This window comes from Pedobacter sp. P26 (genome assembly GCF_050632135.1).
In the GTDB taxonomy this organism is placed as follows: Bacteria; Bacteroidota; Bacteroidia; order Sphingobacteriales; family Sphingobacteriaceae; genus Pedobacter.
In genome coordinates, this window is the sequence record NZ_CP192574.1 from 1,928,530 (window position 1) to 1,947,409 (window position 18,880).

18 protein-coding genes are annotated in these 18,880 nt (G+C 41.9%); 16 read left to right on the plus strand and 2 right to left on the minus strand.

Annotated elements, in window-relative coordinates:
* The first annotated feature begins 1 nt into the window (after window position 1).
* The 3 genes from ACQ86H_RS08890 to ACQ86H_RS08900 all read left to right on the plus strand — a co-directional run bounded on the left by ACQ86H_RS08890 (window position 2) and on the right by ACQ86H_RS08900 (window position 2,652).
* Window positions 2–379 (plus strand): TMEM175 family protein, encoded by a 378-nt coding sequence (locus ACQ86H_RS08890; RefSeq protein ID WP_431294548.1) that lies wholly within the window; start codon window positions 2–4, stop codon window positions 377–379.
* Window positions 376–627 carry a hypothetical protein gene (locus tag ACQ86H_RS08895; RefSeq protein ID WP_431294549.1) on the plus strand — a complete coding sequence of 84 codons (252 nt, stop codon included), beginning with the start codon at window positions 376–378 and terminating at the stop codon, window positions 625–627. Before ACQ86H_RS08890 ends, ACQ86H_RS08895 begins: the two co-directional genes overlap by 4 nt.
* 342 nt (window positions 628–969) lie before the next feature.
* Entirely contained in the window at window positions 970–2,652 is a 1,683-nt protein-coding gene (locus ACQ86H_RS08900; RefSeq protein ID WP_138817930.1) for a sigma-54-dependent Fis family transcriptional regulator, read from the plus strand.
* Between the two features lie 110 nt (window positions 2,653–2,762).
* On the opposite strand, the gene ACQ86H_RS08905 is transcribed toward ACQ86H_RS08900, so the two are convergent.
* A complete protein-coding gene (locus ACQ86H_RS08905) occupies window positions 2,763–2,942 on the minus strand; it encodes a hypothetical protein (protein WP_138817929.1) in 180 nt (59 codons plus the stop codon).
* Window positions 2,943–3,191: 249 nt separating this feature from the next.
* Between ACQ86H_RS08905 and ACQ86H_RS08910 the strand changes: the two genes are divergently transcribed.
* From ACQ86H_RS08910 to ACQ86H_RS08970, 13 genes are all read left to right on the plus strand, one after another.
* Entirely contained in the window at window positions 3,192–3,524 is a 333-nt protein-coding gene (locus ACQ86H_RS08910; RefSeq protein WP_246862621.1) for a phosphoribosylpyrophosphate synthetase, read from the plus strand.
* Window positions 3,525–3,534: 10 nt separating this feature from the next.
* Window positions 3,535–4,779, plus strand: a complete 1,245-nt coding sequence (locus ACQ86H_RS08915; RefSeq protein ID WP_138817928.1) for an NAD(P)/FAD-dependent oxidoreductase — start codon at window positions 3,535–3,537, stop codon at window positions 4,777–4,779.
* 2 nt (window positions 4,780–4,781) lie between these two features.
* Window positions 4,782–5,054 (plus strand): UBP-type zinc finger domain-containing protein, encoded by a 273-nt coding sequence (locus ACQ86H_RS08920; RefSeq protein ID WP_138817927.1) that lies wholly within the window; start codon window positions 4,782–4,784, stop codon window positions 5,052–5,054.
* A 107-nt stretch (window positions 5,055–5,161) separates the two neighbouring features.
* Window positions 5,162–5,749 (plus strand): RNA polymerase sigma factor, encoded by a 588-nt coding sequence (locus ACQ86H_RS08925; RefSeq protein ID WP_138817926.1) that lies wholly within the window; start codon window positions 5,162–5,164, stop codon window positions 5,747–5,749.
* A 91-nt stretch (window positions 5,750–5,840) separates the two neighbouring features.
* Window positions 5,841–6,776 (plus strand): ABC transporter ATP-binding protein, encoded by a 936-nt coding sequence (locus ACQ86H_RS08930; RefSeq protein ID WP_431294550.1) that lies wholly within the window; start codon window positions 5,841–5,843, stop codon window positions 6,774–6,776.
* A gap of 1 nt (window position 6,777) precedes the next feature.
* Window positions 6,778–7,500 carry an ABC transporter permease subunit gene (locus ACQ86H_RS08935; protein WP_431294551.1) on the plus strand — a complete coding sequence of 241 codons (723 nt, stop codon included), beginning with the start codon at window positions 6,778–6,780 and terminating at the stop codon, window positions 7,498–7,500.
* Between the two features lie 41 nt (window positions 7,501–7,541).
* Window positions 7,542–9,029 (plus strand): Gldg family protein, encoded by a 1,488-nt coding sequence (locus ACQ86H_RS08940; protein ID WP_431294552.1) that lies wholly within the window; start codon window positions 7,542–7,544, stop codon window positions 9,027–9,029.
* A gap of 56 nt (window positions 9,030–9,085) precedes the next feature.
* The gene (locus tag ACQ86H_RS08945) at window positions 9,086–10,219 is read left to right on the plus strand and encodes a FecR family protein (RefSeq protein WP_138817923.1); all 1,134 of its coding nucleotides are present in this window, start codon (window positions 9,086–9,088) and stop codon (window positions 10,217–10,219) included.
* Between the two features lie 114 nt (window positions 10,220–10,333).
* A complete protein-coding gene (locus tag ACQ86H_RS08950; protein WP_431294553.1) occupies window positions 10,334–11,458 on the plus strand; it encodes a carboxypeptidase-like regulatory domain-containing protein in 1,125 nt (374 codons plus the stop codon).
* Between the two features lie 38 nt (window positions 11,459–11,496).
* Window positions 11,497–13,284, plus strand: coding sequence for a hypothetical protein (locus ACQ86H_RS08955; RefSeq protein WP_431294554.1), 1,788 nt, complete (start codon window positions 11,497–11,499; stop codon window positions 13,282–13,284).
* On the plus strand, window positions 13,248–14,033 hold the full coding sequence (locus tag ACQ86H_RS08960; RefSeq protein ID WP_431294555.1) for a hypothetical protein: 786 nt from the start codon (window positions 13,248–13,250) through the stop codon (window positions 14,031–14,033). Before ACQ86H_RS08955 ends, ACQ86H_RS08960 begins: the two co-directional genes overlap by 37 nt.
* Before the next feature lie 11 nt (window positions 14,034–14,044).
* The gene (locus tag ACQ86H_RS08965; RefSeq protein WP_431294556.1) at window positions 14,045–15,442 is read left to right on the plus strand and encodes a RagB/SusD family nutrient uptake outer membrane protein; all 1,398 of its coding nucleotides are present in this window, start codon (window positions 14,045–14,047) and stop codon (window positions 15,440–15,442) included.
* Between the two features lie 197 nt (window positions 15,443–15,639).
* Window positions 15,640–18,336: a M16 family metallopeptidase gene (locus ACQ86H_RS08970; protein WP_431294557.1), complete on the plus strand. Its 2,697-nt coding sequence runs from the start codon at window positions 15,640–15,642 to the stop codon at window positions 18,334–18,336.
* Between the two features lie 241 nt (window positions 18,337–18,577).
* On the opposite strand, the gene ACQ86H_RS08975 is transcribed toward ACQ86H_RS08970, so the two are convergent.
* Window positions 18,578–18,823, minus strand: a complete 246-nt coding sequence (locus ACQ86H_RS08975; protein ID WP_431294558.1) for a helix-turn-helix domain-containing protein — start codon at window positions 18,821–18,823, stop codon at window positions 18,578–18,580.
* Window positions 18,824–18,880 lie beyond the last annotated feature (57 nt).

Sequence of the window (18,880 nt, forward strand, 5' to 3'; positions counted from 1 at the left end):
AATGGAAAAAGAAACGGGTAGAATAGAGGCTTTTAGCGATGGCGTTTTTGCTATCGCTGTTACACTTCTCGTGCTCGAGCTCCATGTTCCTGAACTGAAGGATGGTGATACCCCGGTACATTTATTGGAAGCACTTAAAATACAATGGCCGGGTTATATTGCCTTTATCATTTCATTTTTCAGCATATTCATCATCTGGGTAAATCACCACAAAGTTTTTAAACAGATATACAGACGAAACACAGGACTGATGTTTGCCAACGGACTCATCCTCTTCCTGGTTTCGCTTGTTTCTTTTCCTAGTGCCTTATTGGCCAGGTTTTTCTTTCGGATTCGAAACAGCTTTCCGTTACCATTTATACCGGATTGTTTGTTTTGATTAACCTGGCCTTTAACCTGTTGTGGCAACAAGCTACTTCGGATAAAAAATTATTGCGCCCCGGAATCAGTGATGCCGCCATCAGGCAACTCCGGAACAACTATCTGTATGGCTTTCCAACCTATTTAGCCGCTTTTGTTGTTTCATTTTTCTATCCGGATTTAGCCCTGAGCATTTGTGTTTTACTCTGGGTTTTCTGGGCAGCATCATCAAAGAAAATCAACTTTACCGAAACACCTACTTTGTAATTAAAAGGATTTGATTGATGAAAGATGTCAAAATTATAGCATTTGATCATGACTAATCTCTTCTACTATATTTCGTATCCGAAATCGCCTTTTAGCGAAATATCGTGAGCTATTTATTGGCTTGGTATTCGTCGTAGTACATTAACGCCATATTCCTGCATTTGGCATGTTCTTTGAATTCGCGGGTTTGAACAATAAGCAAAGACCAATCCCTTTCGAATCAACCCTCAATCGTTCAGTGATGATGAATAATCATCCGGATGTTGTTCGTTTTGGTAATTGCATTACAATTTATTCATTCACTTCCCGGATAAATATTCCGGGGAAGATCAATTATAAAAAATGAGAACGCAGGAATCAGATTTTAGCGCCCATACGAATGTTGATGGCAATGATGTTAAACCCAATTCTTATTTCGAAACACGGGCCAGAACAGTAGCGGAACAAGAAAAGAATTTTACGCTAAGAGAACTGTTTCGAGGTGTGTTTTCTAAATTACATCCTCTATTCTCGATTGATTGTGGTGCATTAATTCTTTATAACGATGAAACAGACCATATTACAAGAGCGTATCTCACAGAGGCCATTTCAGGAGAAATCTCCTGCACCGAAATCATTTCCGATCCGGTTAGCCTTTCGCTGATTACAAAAGAAATTTCAGGTTTTGATTTTCCTGTGCTCAAATCGCGGCAAGACTGGATAGCTGAATTTGGTGAGAACCATTGCTTAAACAATCATCCCAGCGAATATTATTTTCATTGTTATATACCTTTAGCGCATAACGGTCGCATATTGGGTACTTTTGAGCTTCACAATCATAACCGGGAATTAAGTGCAGAAGGATTGACTTTTTGCTGTAACATTGCTGATTTTATTGCCGGACTGCTAGCTGCAATCGGGGCAGGACCTGTAGCTGAGTCCAATATTAAATCGACGGTTAAGTCTGAATTGATAAACGAGCCCAAAATATTGACGTTTGCTGATGAGAGAATTAAGCAGCTAGAAAAAGAAATTGAAAAACTGCGTACGCAGCTTGCTGAATACCTCACTTTTAAGCCAGAAGAATCATTCGGAATTTTTACACACCCCAAAATTATTGGCAGTAGTCCGGAAATGCAGGAAGTTTACAGACTGCTCAACCGGATTTCCTCCACAGAAACTACGGTATTAATTTTAGGAGAAACAGGAACGGGGAAAGAATTAATTGCCAAAGCCATTCATGATGAATCTGTAAGAAGTCAGAAAACTATGATTAAGGTGAATTGTGCCGCCATTCCACCCAATTTAATCGAATCAGAACTTTTTGGCCACGAGAAGGGGAGCTTTACAGGTGCCACCGAAAGACGGATAGGCAAATTCGAACAGGCCCATAAAGGTACCATCTTCCTGGATGAAATAGGCGAGTTACCGCTCAATCTGCAAGTCAAATTACTGCGTGTTTTACAGGAAAAAGAAATAGAACGTGTGGGCGGCAAAACAACCATCGCAACTGATGTCCGCATTATCTCGGCCACAAACAGAAATCTTTTGACCGAAGTGGAGGCAGGACGGTTCAGAAGAGATTTATATTACAGGTTAAATGTTTTTCCGGTTTTATTACCACCGCTTCGAAACCGTAAATCAGATATTGCCAGCCTTGCCAATTTTTTCCTAGCGAAATTTGCCAAAAAGTCGAATAGAAATCTCGATGGATTTTCAAAAAAAGCAATTTCTACCATGATGGCTTACAGCTGGCCCGGGAATGTAAGAGAATTGGAGCACCTCATAGAAAGGCAGGTGGTGATGGCAGAGGGAAATGTAATTAAGGATATTGAAATTCCGGGCAATAATAAACAATCCTTATCTTCAGTCGCGCCCGTTAAAACCATATTTGAAAACGAACGTGATCATATTTTTGCTGTTTTAGAATTATGTAACGGGCGGATTTCCGGTCAGTATGGCGCGGCCAAGTTATTGGGTGTTCCCGCAACCACATTAAATTCGAAAATTAAAAAACTAGGCCTGGCCAAGAAGCACAGTTATTAATGCGCTTAAGGCCATACTTATGCTTAACCTTTTGAAGAGCTTATTGAAATGGCGATATCTTCTGAAATTTCAAAAAAAATATCGCCATTTTCATGGGGATAATGATTGGCCTAAATATCCAATTCGTAAGAAGACCGGGAGGCTTTATCTGCCTGGTCTAACAAATCGGCGTCGTGTTCTGCAGCGCTTTCATCACTGATGATTGTGCTTTGATTAAGTGCATCTTCTTCGCTGGTTAACGCATCTTCCTTATCATCAGAAAGTTCTTCTTTATCTGGGTCTGTAATCATGGCTTTTTTATTTAAAGATAACCATTTAAATGAATTTTAACCGCTCTTTTTTGCTTTTTAAATGCATTGAAAAATTCATTTCCTGCTCAGCTATTTTTACCAATAATTCTACTTGAATTTTGTCATAAATTCACTTTATATCGTCAGTTTTTTATTGTTTATTTCTTTTTAAGGTTTTGTTTTACAATGTTTTGCGAGTTGGTTTGTTTTTTGTTAAATTAACACATCTTCTTAAAAGATTAAAAGATTATGGATCACGAGAACTTAAAACACATTGGAGAAATGACTTCTCTTTCTGAAGTGATTAATGCGCTTACTCAGCAGGGTTATACTGTCGATTTTAATCTTAAAAGTAATCAGATTGATGGTGGAAAAAATCCGTTACAAGAATTTCCCGATCAGTTTTTAATTGATAAATATTATCGTTTTGAAGGCGAATCCGACCCTGATGATGAAGCCATCGTTTATGCCATATCATCTGTTGATGGCGAGATTAAAGGCTTACTGGTAAATGGTTACGGAACTTCTTCTGAAAATTGTGGGGATGAAATCATTAAAAAATTAAAAACCAGAGCCTACTAAGGAACTAACGATGAATAAGCTGAAACTATACGGTAAACCAGATTCGCCCGAGATTTACCCGATAAGGGATTTTTTGAAAAGAAGTGTTGTCGATTTTGATTGGTTTGATATTACGCATGATGATTTAGGCTGGGGCCAGGGCATTACCTCGTTCAATAATCCTGATAAACATCCGGTGATCGAGTTTCCCGATGGCAAAATAATTGTTAACCCCAGTTTAGAACAGATTGCCTGTAACCTGGGATGGATTACGCAGCCAAAATATAAAGAATACGATCTTTCTATTTATGGTGCTGGCCCTGCAGGTTTAAGTGCTGCCGTTTATGCCGCATCAGAGGGTTTAAAAACTATTTTAATTGAGCGTGAGGCAATAGGTGGTCAGGCAGGTACGAGTTCGCTGATTGAAAATTATCTTGGTTTTCCCGAGGGGATTTCGGGGGCAAGCCTTGCTGAAAGAGCAAGGCAACAGGCTTTAAAATTTGGTGTCGAAATCTTGCTTTTGAAAGAGGGAATTAAAGGCACATTTTATGACAATAAAATCCACGTTGACTTTGCCACTGGCGAAAAGTTAGTCGCTAAAACAAATATATGTGCAACCGGAGTGGAGTACGCAAGATTGGATCTTCCAGACGAAAGCCGGTTTTTTCATAAGGGTGTTTATTATGGGGCCGGGGCAAGCGAGGCATTTTTCTGTCAGGATAAAGACCTTTATATTGTTGGCGGAGGAAACTCAGCCGGCCAGGCCGCTACCTATTTTTCTGGCTTTGCCAAACGCGTTTTCATGGTGATCAGGAAGGGCAATCTTGCCGAAACCCTATCCGAATATTTGATTCAGAGAATAGCCAACATCAAGAATATTTTTGTGTTGTATCATTCGCAGGTAACAGCCCTTGAAGGTGATGATTACTTACAGCGGATCAAGATTGTAAATAGCGAGGAGGGAACAGCGCAATGGCACGATACTTCAAAATTATTTATCTGTATCGGCGGAAAGCCAAATACGGAATGGGCTGCCGAAACCGCCATCTGCAGAGACTCGAACGGCTACCTTTATACGGGCAATGATTTGCTTAGTCTTGATCAATATAAAATGTGCTGGACAGCAGACAGACCACCTTATCATTTAGAAACCAGTGTTCCAGGCTCATTTGCCGCCGGCGACGTGCGGTTCAATTCAGTAAAGAGAGTAGCCTCGGCTGTGGGCGAAGGAGCCATGGCCGTTACTCAGGTTCATCAATACTTATCAAAACTATAATTATGGACAGTAATCAAATTTGTAGTCATATCGGAGCCATAAAAGAACTAAAACTGGCAAAAGAAAGGGTATGCGAACTATGCATAAAACAAGGTACAGATTGGGTACATCTCCGTACCTGCCAAACCTGTGGAGTTACTTTGTGCTGTGATTCGTCGCCAATGCAACACATGTCGCACCACTGCCGGACAGAAAAACATCCGGTTGTCATTTCATCCGAACCAGGTGAGAGATGGATGTATTGTTTTGTTGATGATGAAATAGCGGAATATTAACGCATTTTGGTGGAGAGGCTTAAATCAGCTTGGGTTAAAGAAGTTTGGCCTTTGTATGCCCATAATTTATTATTATTGTACTCTTAATCTTTGGCAATAAGTATTTTATGAATGATTATGGCAGCAGTAGCGATGTTGATTTAGTAGAACTATTAAGATCAGGAGATAGGAATGCATTTGCCGAAATTTACAACCGCTACAAATTTATTCTCCATAACCATGCCTGGAACAAACTTCGAAGTAAAGAGGAGGCCCAGGATCTTATCCATGAGGTATTTTCGATGCTTTGGGATAAAAGAGAGCAACTGCCGGTAAATAGAAATCTTTCAGGTTATCTCTATAGCTGCGTGCACAATCAGTTCCTCAATATGGTTGTTCATAAAAAAGTAAAAGACAGGTATATATCCTCCATTGCTGAGTTTGCCACGAGTGGAACAGTACAAACGGATCATTTAGTCCGCGAACGGATGCTTAAAGACATCATCGACCGGGAGATTGATGAACTGCCTCCGAGGATGAAGGAGGTATTCTTGCTCAGTAGAAAACAGCACCTTAGCCATAAAGAAATAGCACAGCTAATGGGTACCAGCGAGCAGACGGTGAAAAAGCAAATGGTTTATGCCCTGAAAATCCTTAGAAAGAAATTGGGCCTGGTATTATATCTGGTGATGTATCTTTTTTATCCCAATCTATAAAAATATTTTTTTATACCTCCTGCGTCAGGGTTTCTTGTCTTACTTACATCTCCGTACCCGGGGATATTTAAAAGACGAAAATCCCTTTCAATTGAAAAAAAGTATAGTTAGTATAGAAAATCTTTCTCATCGTTACAGTAAGGACTGGGCGATCAAAGACATCAGTTTTGAGATTCAGGAAGTTGGTGTTCTGGGGCTTTTAGGTTCCAACGGTGCAGGTAAATCAACCACTATGAATATTCTCTGTGGCGTGTTGAGTCAAACTGCCGGCAGCGTAATTATTGATGGCGCAGACTTACGCCTCGAACCGGAAAAGGCGAAAGCGAAATTAGGTTTTTTGCCACAAAATGCGCCTTTACATTTGGACCTTACCGTGGATGAATACTTGATTTATTGTGCTTATCTCAGGGATATTCCTAAAAAAAGTATAAAATATGCAGTAGATCAGGCAAAGGATAAATGTGGTATCAGCCATTTTGGAAAAAGACTGATCAACAATCTCTCCGGAGGCTATCGCCAGCGCGTAGGTATTGCCCAGGCCATTATCCACAACCCAAAACTTGTTGTTCTCGATGAGCCTACCAATGGGCTCGATCCCAATCAGATACTGGAGGTAAGGAAACTGATCAAAGAAATTGCGGTTGAAAGATCTGTTATCTTTTCTACGCACATGCTCTCCGAGGTTCAGGCAACCTGTAAGGATATAAAAATGATTGAAAACGGACGATTGGTCTTTGCCGATACCATGGATGCCTTCAACAATTATATTCTTCCCGATTCTGTGATATTAACAGTAAACAATCCCCCTGAACTGTTTTCATTTCTGGAGATTGAAGGTATTACCGATGCTCAGGAAATTAATGAAAACACTTTTAGGCTGCGCTTCAGTGCTTCCGGAACAATTTCGCAAAGGATCATTGAAATTAGTGTAGCCAAAGGCTGGCAGCTTCAGGAAATCATGCTCGAAAGAAGTTCTCTGGATGAAATCTTTGCTCAGCTTTCCAATAAATCAAAACCCCGATCTTAACATGACCAAAATATTTAAAATCTCAAAGCTCGAACTGAGCATACTTTTCTACTCGCCCGTGGCCTGGATAGCCATTGTTATATTCATGATCCAGAACGGAATCGGATTTTTTGGGCTATTGGGCAGCTACCAGGAAGCGATATCTATGGGTATAAATGTCGACAATCTCACCTTCTCATTATTTATAGATTTAAACGGTCTTTTTGATACGGTTCTACAAAACCTTTATTTATATATTCCCCTGATCACAATGGGGCTTATGAGCAGGGAGCTGCAGAGTGGATCGATTAAGCTCCTGTTGAGCGCTCCGGTAAAGATCCGTGAAATTATTCTCGGAAAATATCTCTCTATGGTTGGCTATGCTGTTATACTGGTACTGATATTGGTTATTTATGCTTCTGCAGGGGCGCTAATCATCAAAAATCCTGACATAAAATTAATTTTGTCCGGCCTTGTAGGGATATTTCTTTTAACCTGCACCTATTCTGCTATCGGATTATTTATGTCCAGCTTAACTGCTTATCAAGTAGTGGCAGCGATAAGTACATTGGCAGTTTTCGCTGCATTGAAGTTTATCGGCTCTGTTGGACAGGGAATTGACTTTGTTAGGGACCTGACCTATTTTTTATCTATTTCAGGCAGGGCTGATGATATGCTAAAGGGACTTATTACCACTAAAGATGTTTTATACTTCCTGATTATCATTGCCCTTTTTTATCGCTGAGCATCATCAGGCTCAAAAACCAGCGCGAATCTTTATCCCCATTGATCAGCTATTCCAGATATGCAGGTATTTTTGCGCTGGCCCTTGTCCTTGGCTTCTTTAGCTCCAGGCCAGGACTGATCGGTTACCTGGATATGACCAGGGCGAAGAGCCGTACGCTTACCAAAAATAGTCAGGATATAGTAAAGCAAATTAAGGGGCCGCTGGAAATCACTACTTACGTAAACCTTTTAGATCAGAATGTCTATTTTGGTCTTCCCCAATCACGTAACACAGATCTGGCCCAATTCGAAAAATTTCAGCGCTTCCTGCCCGATCTGCAGATGAAATACGTTTACTATTACGATGCTGCGGATTTAAAGAACAATAACAATATGTCCTATCAGGGAGACATTACAGGATTATCGACCAGGCAACTTGCTGAAAAGGTTGCAGATAATATGGGACTTGATCTGGATATGTTTATGCCACCCGCAGAAATCAGAAAAATCATAAATCTAAAGCCGGAAAATAACAGTGTTGTGCGTGTGCTCAGGTATAAAGGACGTATGAGCTACCTCAGGTTCTATGATGGCGTAGACCAGTTTCCTTCCGAGGCTGAAATTTCAGCTGCAATTAAAAGGCTGATTGTGAGGGTGCCCAAAGTAGCATTCATCACCGGACATCATGAAAGAAGCATAGACCGGACCGGAGAGCGGAACTATCAGATGATGAGTACAATGAGGAGAAACCGAAAATCGCTGATCAATCAAGGATTTGATGTCATCCAGCTCGACCTCAAAAAGCAAAATATCCCTTCTGATCTATCCGTTTTGGTAATCGGCGATCCCTCCGTACCAATAGGAAGCGATGAAAAGGTGAAGATAGACCGTTATTTGGCCAGGGGTGGAAATATGCTGGTGAGTACAGAACCCGGGCGTCAGAATATAGTCAATCCCATACTCAAACCAATAGGTCTGTCGGTAATGGATGGGATGCTGGTCCATTCCAGCAAAAATGATTCGCCTGATCTGATCCTCTCCCAGATATGGAATGGAAAAGGCCGCCTTCCACTCTCAGGAGCATCGGCACTGCAGTACACGCCAACCTTGCCATTCCAGGCTGAAGCGCTGGCCATCAGTACAAAAAATGGATGGAACAGAACTTTTCCGGTTGACCTCAATGTGGGTGAAATTACCTTGGATCCATTGAAAAATGATGTAAGCGGGCCATTCCCTGTAATTATTTCGCTCAATAGACAAATAGGCAAAAGACAGCAGCATATTATCGTTTCCGGTGATGCCGACTTTTTGAGCAATGCTGAACTTTCACATCCTAAAGGAGATAATGAGCGTTTTATCAAGAATCTTTTTAACTATTTTTCTGATGGAAGTTTTCCTGTCGATATTTCAAGACCAAGGGCAATCGATGACAGTATTCTTCTGGGAAAGAAAGATATATCTGTGCTGAGGACAATCCTTCTGGGGGTAGTGCCAGCCCTGATCCTCATCGCCGGTTCCATAGTCCTGCTCAGAAGAAAAAGAAATTAAAATTTCATATACCTCCTATATAGCCCTTATCTTGTCTTACTAAAACAAGAACAGCAATGAACGAGAAAGAAATAGCAGAAATGCTTGAACGATATAAAAATGGCTTAGCAACAGCTCAGGAAGAAGCGCTGTTGCTAAGCTGGTCGTTATCCTATCGCGAAGGGGATAAAGAGGTTCTTACTATGCAGGAAAGATCAGATGCGGTAGATGATATCTGGGATAGTCTGGAAGAGAAAGTCTTGAAAACAAAAAAGATTAATATCTGGCCTAGAATCGCAGCTGCTGCGGTAATATTGATTACTTTATCCATCGGTTTTTATCTGTATAAGATGAACAGCGGTACCGATCTTCACCTTGCCGCTGCGGCTATAAAACCAGGGAAAAATTCGGCTACATTAACCTTATCCAATGGAAAAAAAATAATGCTGAGCGATGCCGTAAATGGCCAGCTGGTGAATGAGCCAGGCGTTTCGGTTAGCAAGACAGCAGATGGACAATTGATTTATAGCCTTAGCCAATCCGATGATGGAAATGCAACGAACCGGCAGAACAAGTTGGAAACTTTTAATGGGGAACAGTACCAGGTAATTCTGCCAGACGGGACCCATGTATGGCTGAATGCGGCATCCAGCCTGAAGTATCCTTTAAAGTTTTCAGCCAAGGACAGGCTTGTAGAGCTTTCGGGCGAAGCTTATTTTGAAGTTGCCCACAATGCGGTAAAGCCTTTTAGGGTATTAACCGCCAACCAGCAGGTAGAGGTTTTGGGCACACATTTCAATATTAATGCCTACCGTGACGAGCCAACAGCCAAAACCACGCTCCTGAGTGGCAAAGTTCGTGTGAGCACCCCTGCTTTAAGCAGGATAGATAAAGGGAATATTATACTCAGACCGGGAGAACAGACGGTTTTATTGGGCAATCAGATTTCTGTTGTCCAGGCCGATCTGGAAGCGACGGTGGCATGGAAAAACGGCTATTTTATGTTTAAGAGTGAAAATATTCAATCGGTTATGAAAAAGGTTTCCAGATGGTACAATGTAGAAATTGTATATGAAGGCGATCTGCCAGAGGATAAATTTGGCGGAGTAGTGAGCCGGTTTTCTAACGTAAGCCAGGTATTAAAGAAACTTGAGCTGACCGATAAGGTTCATTTTAAAATTGAGGGAAGGAGGATTATCGTAACACAATAACTACCTGAAAAAAAATAGGCCAAAAAAGCCAGAAGTGCTTGCAACACAACTGGCCAATAACTGGTTCAAGAGACAAAACTTACGATTCTATCAACACCTAAACCAACCAAACAAATGTATAAAATTTATACTAAGGAAAATGCTATGCCCGGTGGGTATATCAGTAAACTTCTGCTCATTATGCGATTCACCACCGTTATCCTAATAGCAACCATCATGCAGGTAAGCGCTGCCAGCTATGCTCAGAGCGTAACTATCTCTGAAAGCAATGCAAGCCTGGTCAATGTACTTCAGCAATTGCGCAAGCAGGCAGGGTACAATTTTGTATATACCGATGGCCTTTTAAACTCAGCTAAACCCGTAAATATTAGGGTCAAGGGTGCTGAAATCAGAGAGGTGCTTGATCTGATTTTTAAAAACCAGCCTTTAAGCTACACGATCGATGAAAAAACGATAATCATAAAAAAACAGGAAAAGTCTTTGCTCAATAAGCTGGTCGATTATTTTAATCTGATTGATGTCAGGGGACAGGTACTTAACGAAAAGGGGCTGCCACTTTTGGGCGCCTATGTAAGGCTGGAAGGCACCGCAAAAAAGACACTTTCTGATATTGATGGGATGTTCATTTTTAAAGATGTGGGCGAAAAGGGCCGCCTGATCGTATCTTATGTAGGATATAAAACAGATACGGTAACCCTAAATGGTCAATCCAGCTATCTGATTAAGCTTGACCCACAGGCGCTTGCAATGGACGATGTTCAGATTGTTTCTACAGGTTATCAGCAGCTTCCCAGAGAACGTGCAACCGGGTCTTTCGAGGTGATCACGAAGGAACAGCTTCAGCACAGTACCGATCCTAACCTGATCAGAAGACTCGAAGGAATAACCACTTCGATAGATTTCCGAAATGACCTCAGACCAACGATATCCAGTAACATCAACGCACAACGGTCTCCTTTGGCCAACTTAACCATCAGGGGAAAAAATACGTTAAATGAATCCACCAATGCAGATGCCAATGGGAATTTCAGCGGACAGGTACTGGTGGTTATTGATGGGATTGCCAGCCCCTATTCTATCGATAAGGTCAATCCGAACGACGTAGAAAGCATTACTGTTTTAAAGGATGCTGCTTCAGCCTCTATCTGGGGTTCAAGGGCTGCCAATGGGGTTATTGTAGTTACTACAAAAAAGGAGCATACAACAGACCTGCCAGGATTTCTTTCAACAGCAACCTGAATATCTCGGAAAAGGTGGATCTTTTCTATAATAAAACCATGAGTGTATCTGATCTGATCGATGCACAAAAACTACAGTTCATCACCAATAACCGCCCGTTGCCACCAGTTAGCATTACCAGCCTTTACGGTCAGGAACCCGTATCTCCGGTAGCTGAGATTATGGATGCCTACCTTAATCAGGGTACATTGACCAAGGCCGAGGCAGATGCCCAGATTGATGCACTGCGCGGAAACGATATCCGAAGGGATTACACCAAATACTTTTTAAGGAACAGCGTTACCCAGAGTTATTCACTTGCTGTGGATGGCGGCAGCGAAAAATTTAATTATAGATTATCCGGGGGCTACGATCGTTCCATCAACAATACCAAAAATTCTGGTCTGAACAGGATGGTGATTGGTTACAATGGATCATTCAGACCGATAAAAAACCTGGAGATACAGGGTAACATCAGTTATAATGTTCAACAAAATAATGAACAGGCACAGGAAAACAGGATAAGCGGTGTAACAGATGCAAGTTTTCAGCCTTATACCCGATTGGCTGATGATAACGGAACACCACTACAGGTCACAAAAACTTACCGCCCAGGTTTCGTGGACCTGTTCGAAAGCACCTATCCAACCCAGTTTTTATCTTACAGGTATTTTCCTTTGAATGACATTTCTGAAGGATATAATGATACAAAATCGCAGAATCTTAATCTGAACTTTAACATTCGTTACACCATTTTTAAAGGATTATCTGCGCAATTAATATATAACTACAATTCTGGAAGAAACGAAGAAAATAGCCTCTACCGTGAAAATTCATTTTACATGCGGAATCTGCTGAATTACTTTACAACCTCTAATTCTTCAGTAAATCCGATGACAGGTGATCCGGTAACTCCCTTTGTAAATCAGCTGCCCCCTGGCGGACAATATACTACCGCACTGACCAAATCAAGCAATCAGACCATGCGCGGCCAGTTGAATTACGACAAAACCTTTGGTAGCAAGCACCAGATTGCAGCCATTGCAGGCATTGATGTTGCTCAGGTGTACAGCATTGTAAAAAATGATGGTTATTATGGCTACAATGAAAATACCCTTAGATCGGTAAACCAGCTGGATTATAAAACAATGATCCCGATTGCTTTTTCGGAAGATTTTAGTGGTTATAATGGAAATTATATCCGTAATCTTTCCACCGGATTTGTAGATAACAGAGTAAGGACTTTTAGCTATTATAGCAATGCAGCCTATACCTACAACGGTAGATATACGCTTTCAGGTAGTTTTAGGAAAGATATTTCCAGCGAATTTGGGCAGGGAACCAATCAGTCCGGTGCTCCATATTATTCTGTAGGGGGAGCCTGGAATATAAACAAGGAAGCTTTTTACCATTCCTCACTGTTTCCAACCCTTACGCTCAGGGCAACATTTGGATATAACGGAAACGTAAACCCATCGGTTCTGGCCAGGCCATTGATCACCTATTCTGATTTTAATGGGGATAATAATCTTCCCTACGCTTACACTGGCCTTTCTACCGGCATATCCAATAATCAGCTCAGACCAGAAAAAACCGGGATTTTTAATATCGGACTGGACTTCGTGCTAAGGGGAAACCGCCTGTCTGGAAGCATTCAGTATTACAACAAGAAAACAACCGATCTGCTTACCGATGGTCCGCTAGACCCGAGCACGGGATATACCCATATCATTTACAATACCGGAAACCTTCGCGGCCAGGGCTGGGACCTCACGCTTAATTCGATCAATGTCAGCTCGGATAAATTCAGGTGGAACACCAATTTTCTTTTAGCTATAATAAAGTAAAAGTAACTAAACTCTATGCCGGAGAGGCTGGCACGGCTGGTCAGGTGGTTTCCAATAGTTCGGGGATTTTTAATGAGGGGTACGATCTGTCACGTGTTTTTGGCTATGAATGGGCAGGGCTTGATCCAGCTACCGGAGATCCCAGAGGTTTTGTAAACGGGCAACCTGTCGCTATTTCCAATACTACAGATGGTACTTTAAATTATAACGCGATCCAAAACCAACCCATCGGGTCCCTTAAATATTTTGGTTCAGGGGTCCCGGTATTTTTTGGCTCGCTGAGGAATACATTCAGCTATGGAAGTTTTTCCCTATCAGCAAATATCCTCTACAAACTTGGATATTATTTCCGCAGGCCCAAAAACAATGTGGTCAACTATTCGGACCTTTTCAGTAATACCTCGGTTATCCAGGGTATAGAATATGAAAACAGATGGCAAAAACCGGGTGATGAGCTCATCACCAATGTGCCTTCAGCTGTGATCAGCTCCACGAACCTGAACCGCGACAATTTTTACTATTACTCCAGCATCAATGTACTTAAGGGAGACCATATCCGCCTGCAGGAGGTTAATTTATCTTATTCGTTCAAAGTAAAACCTAAAATGTTCATCAAAAATCCTAGGATCTATGCCAACGTCAGCAACCTTGGGGTAATCTGGCGTGCAAATAAACTGGGTATTGATCCAGACGTGTTTGATTATCCAATTCCCAGGACTTATAGCCTTGGTTTTTCAGCTAACTTTTAATCCGGACGACCATGAAATTTATCAGGAATATACTACCTATACTTTTATTGAGCATGTTGAGCCTATCATGCAAAAAGTTTATAGATATCAAAAAAAACAGCGATCAATCGTTTTTGGAAACCGCAAAAGACTGCCAGCTACTGCTTGACAACTATGAGCTTTTCAATACCGGATATCCCATCGATGGAGAGATCTCGGCAGATGATTATTACCTCAAAGATTCCCGGTACAATTCGGATCCGGTTACCCTTGAGGACCGCTCTATTTACAGCTGGCAGCCTCAGGCCATCAGAAATGCGGCCGATCTTTGGAAAGGTCCCTATAATAAGATCTACCATGCCAATCTGATTATGGAAACCCTGGACAAACTTGTAGGTAAGGAACCGGTTGCTGTGCTTTCGAACTTACGCGGAAGTGCGCTCTTTTTCAGGGCCTACTCGCTATGGAACCTTGCCCAGCTTTATGCCTCGCCATTTGGATCCCAAACAGGGCAGGACCAGGGACTGCCCATCAGGCTCATGTCAGATATCAATGATGTCCAGGCGAGGGCAACTGTAGGGGATACCTATGCCCGGATTGTTCAGGACCTCAAAGAGGCTGCAGCATTGCTGAACGTGACCTCAACTATTTCCTCCAGACCTAACAAGGCCGCCGCTTATGCTATGCTATCCCGTGTTTACCTCTCAATGGGCGATTACCCAAATGCATTGGCAAGCTCATCCTCTGCTCTGGCGCTAAAAAGCAATCTGATCGATTTTAATACGCTAAACCCGGCAAGCTTTGCCCCGTTTGTCCAGTTCAATACAGAGGTCATTTTTCACAGCACCATATTTAACCAGAATGCTGTGCTGGAGCCTGGTTATGGGGATGAAGACCTGGCGATAATAGACCCATCGGTAATAGCCTCCTTCGACAGCGATGATTTGAGAAAAACCATTCTTTTTAAGGAAAATACCGATGTGCCAGTGCCAAGCGGGACCTTTCGCTTTACCGGTAACCATGAATCAGCGGTTGGGTCTTCAAAGCTCTTCAATGGTCTGGCAGTAGATGAACTTTATCTGACCAGGGCAGAATGTTATGCCAGGGCAGGGAATGCGAGCAGTGCCATGGCCGATCTTAATGCCCTTTTGGTTTCCCGCTGGAGAAGTGGAACCTATGTTAACAAAACTGCGGCAACGGCAGCAGATGCGCTGGCAACAGTACTTGCCGAAAGGCGCAAGGGGATGGTGATGAGGGGAACCAGATGGTCGGATCTGCGCAGGCTCAACCTGGATGCCAGATTTGCCAAAACCCTTTCCAGGACCGTTAATGGTAAGGTCTATACGCTTACTGCCAATGATTTGCGGTATACCATACTCATTCCGCAGGAAGCCATCACCAATTCAAGCCTGCCACAGAACCGGCGATAAACATTTTTTTCTAAACCCACAACAGCATTGCCAGCTTATCCATCTGGCAATGCTTAAGCTATTGTTATGTCCAGAATTTCAGTAATCAATACCCGAACACCACTCTTATTAATCCTCATTTCTATCTTTTTGGGACAATCCTTAAACGCCCGGCAAAAGAGAAAGGTGTAGAAGAGCCCTTACCGTTAGATCCAAGCGTGCGTACAGGTAAACTGTCAAATGGGTTTACCTATTTCATCAGGTATAATGAAACGCCAAAAAACCGTGTGGTATTAAACCTTGTGGTGAAAGCTGGTTCCATACTTGAGGATGATGACCAAAGGGGGCTTGCCCACTTTATGGAGCACATGAGTTTCAACGGTACCAAAAACTTTCCTAAAAATCAGTTGATAGATTATCTGCAGAAAAACGGAGTACGGTTTGGTGCAGATATAAATGCATATACCGGGTTCGATGAGACAGTTTATCAGCTGCCGATCCCGGCAGACAAGGAAATACTGAACAATGGAATAAGGATTCTGCGGGACTGGGCAAACGCTGCTACGCTGGACCCTGGTGCGATAGATAAAGAACGTGGTGTTATTCTAGAAGAAAAACGCCTCCAGGCTGGCGTAGAAAACAGAATGCAGGCCCATTATTCCCCGGTACTTTTTAACCATTCCCGATATGCAATACGTGAACCTATCGGAACGGATGAGATGCTAAAGTCATTCCCAAAGAGCGCCTTAGAGCGTTTTTATAAAGATTGGTATAGACCAAATTTACAGGCAGTTGTTATTGTTGGCGATATTGATGTGAACGAAGTGGAAAAACAGATCCGCAAAAGCTTTTCTGAACTGAAAAACCCTTTAAATGAGAAAAAGCGGCCTGTTTATACGATCGATCTCACAGGCAAGAACCAGTTTTTGACTTTGAGCGATCCTGAAATGTCATCTACTGTGGCGCAGATTATCATCAAACATAAGGCTGCGGCGCTGAGTACGGCCGCTGAGTTTAGAAAGGCAATTGTAACCAGACTTTTTAACGGGATATTGGCTAAACGCTTCCGCGCACTTTCCAGAAATGATAACCAGGATTTTCTCCAGGCAGATGCACGTATCGGAAAGCTACTGGCCAATGTGGATAATTTTAGTTTCCGTGTTGTGGTAAAACCCGGTCAACTTAAGCAGGGGGTGTCTGCCGCCTGGAGAGAAATTGCTTCATTAAAACAATCTGGCTTTATGCAAAAGGAGTTAGATATAGAAAAAAATATCTATGCCAGTGCCATGGAAAATGCCATAGCAGAAAAAAATAACATCAGCTCAGAAAGCTATGCCAAAGAGTATATAGCCTATTTCTTAAACCACGATCTGGCTCCGGGTATTGACATGGAATATGCGCTTGTAAAAAAGTTTTTGGCGGAGATAAATCTTGAAGAACTGGACAAGCTAACTACCGAATATATCAGGAAAGATAATACCGATATCATCATTCTTGCTCCCGATAACACAATAATTCCCAATGAGGGAACATTCAGGTCATGGATGGATTCAGGTTCTCAAAAGACAGCCATATCCAACAGTACTGCTCCGTTAGCACCGAAAAGCCTCTTGCGTAAAGAGCCTGTTGCTGGCAGATTTGTTTCCACAACAGTAGATCAGGCAGACGGAATAACAACAATGTTATTAAGCAACGGAATCAAGGTTGTTCTTAAACCGACCGGCTTTAAAAAGGATGAGATTCTTTTTTCGGGCTTTTCGCCAGGGGGTACATCTGTTTATGGAGAAACAGACTATCAGTCTGCAAAAAATGCTGCAGCCATTGTATCTTCATCAGGCGCTGGCAATTTTGGCCCGCGAGATATGGATGATTTTCTGGCCAATAAGCAGATGGGGGTGCAACCCTTTATCAGCGAGCTGAGCCAGGGTATTTCTGGGGGTAGTACAAATAGTAATATTGGTGGGGCACTACAGCTGGCTTATACCTATCTGATGGAGCCGAGGATTGATAGCACTATATTCAAAAATTTGATGGGTAAAAGTAGGTTAGCACTATTGGGAAGGGATAAAAATCCTCAGGCAATTCTTCAGGATTCAATAAAAGCAATATTTGGCGGATACAATTTTAGAAGAACAGCACCAAGTCTGGCCAAGCTTGATCAGATCAATATGGCACGTTGCCTTGAAATCTTTAGGGAAAGGTTTTCTAACAATACAGACATGGTCTTTACTTTCGTTGGAAGCTTTGAAATAGACAGTATTAAACCTTTAATAGAAAAATACATTGGCTCACTACCAACTACGGGCAATAAAAATTATTTCGTCGATAATGGCATCAGGTTGCCGGAAAAAGCAGTTCGCCTTTTTATAAAAAAAGGAATAGCGCAACGGGCCAGAGTTGAGCTGGTATTTTCAAGCGATTTCGAATATAGTGCTGAGAACAGGATCAGAATGGATGCAATCAGGGAAATACTTCAGATCAGGATGATCGAAAGGCTGAGGGAAGAAGAGAGTGGGGTATATAGTCCTTCGGTATATCTGGGCCTTGACAAAAAACCGAGGTCTACCTTTAAACTATCCATTGTGTTTGATTGCGATCCAGGCAGGTATGCAAGACTGATTGCTTCGGCACTTGATGAGGTAAGAAAACTTAGAGATCTGGGGCCAAAAGAGGTAAATGTGCAAAAATACATAGCTGAAAGCATCCGGGCGCGTGAAACTTCTGTAAGCTCAAATCAGTGGTGGCTTGGCTACATTGCCGGGCAGCTGGAAGACGCTGAGCCTTTAAATCAGTATTCATCATATATGAATGATCTCAAAAAGCTAACGTTAAAGTCGATCCGGGAGACAGCAGCGAACTATCTTAATGAAAAAAGGCTAATTGAGGCAGTTTTATTACCTGAAGAAAGAAATTAGCATACTTTTCGGCAGTGCTATTTTCGCATTAATTTGATCGTCTTTATTGCCGGTAAACTTTGGGTTGCCGGTGATAAGTTACAGTTGCATATTATAGATATTATTGAGTCTCCCAAATCAAATTTGAAAAGAATTTATTAAAATAAATTAATCTACAAATACGAATAATTCTGGTCTCGCAATTGTGCAGGAATTACAATGGGGAATTAGATAACAGCACTTGTTTAAAAGATATTGCTGGTTACTTTACCTTTAAAATATAGCCTAAGCCATAAACATTTTCTATGCTTACCTGCTCAGAGACTTTAAAAAGCCTGCGAAGCCTTGAAATAAAAACTTCAAGGCTTTTTCCGTTAAAATAATCGTCATTTCCCCATAAGGCTAAAAGAATATCTTTCTTTTTAACCACCCGATTAATATTGCCGGCCAAACGATCCAATACTTCCGATTCACGTACGGTGAGGGAAATTTCTCTGCTATCAGGCATCCTCACAAATAATTGGTCTTTATGGTATCTGACATCGCCTATGGTAATAAATCCGGG

Excerpts from the sequence above, each read along its gene's own strand:
- ACQ86H_RS08900 (WP_138817930.1), top strand. The coding sequence starts at position 970 with ATGAGAACGCAGGAATCAGATTTTAGCGCCCATACGAATGTTGATGGC.
- ACQ86H_RS08920 (WP_138817927.1), top strand. The coding sequence starts at position 4,782 with ATGGACAGTAATCAAATTTGTAGTCATATCGGAGCCATAAAAGAACTA.
- ACQ86H_RS08915 (WP_138817928.1), top strand. The coding sequence starts at position 3,535 with ATGAATAAGCTGAAACTATACGGTAAACCAGATTCGCCCGAGATTTAC.
- ACQ86H_RS08965 (WP_431294556.1), top strand. The coding sequence starts at position 14,045 with ATGAAATTTATCAGGAATATACTACCTATACTTTTATTGAGCATGTTG.
- ACQ86H_RS08935 (WP_431294551.1), top strand. The coding sequence starts at position 6,778 with ATGACCAAAATATTTAAAATCTCAAAGCTCGAACTGAGCATACTTTTC.
- ACQ86H_RS08975 (WP_431294558.1), bottom strand. The coding sequence starts at position 18,823 with ATGCCTGATAGCAGAGAAATTTCCCTCACCGTACGTGAATCGGAAGTA.
- ACQ86H_RS08905 (WP_138817929.1), bottom strand. The coding sequence starts at position 2,942 with ATGATTACAGACCCAGATAAAGAAGAACTTTCTGATGATAAGGAAGAT.
- ACQ86H_RS08945 (WP_138817923.1), top strand. The coding sequence starts at position 9,086 with ATGAACGAGAAAGAAATAGCAGAAATGCTTGAACGATATAAAAATGGC.
- ACQ86H_RS08910 (WP_246862621.1), top strand. The coding sequence starts at position 3,192 with ATGGATCACGAGAACTTAAAACACATTGGAGAAATGACTTCTCTTTCT.
- ACQ86H_RS08890 (WP_431294548.1), top strand. The coding sequence starts at position 2 with ATGGAAAAAGAAACGGGTAGAATAGAGGCTTTTAGCGATGGCGTTTTT.
- ACQ86H_RS08950 (WP_431294553.1), top strand. The coding sequence starts at position 10,334 with ATGTATAAAATTTATACTAAGGAAAATGCTATGCCCGGTGGGTATATC.
- ACQ86H_RS08955 (WP_431294554.1), top strand. The coding sequence starts at position 11,497 with ATGAGTGTATCTGATCTGATCGATGCACAAAAACTACAGTTCATCACC.
- ACQ86H_RS08925 (WP_138817926.1), top strand. The coding sequence starts at position 5,162 with ATGAATGATTATGGCAGCAGTAGCGATGTTGATTTAGTAGAACTATTA.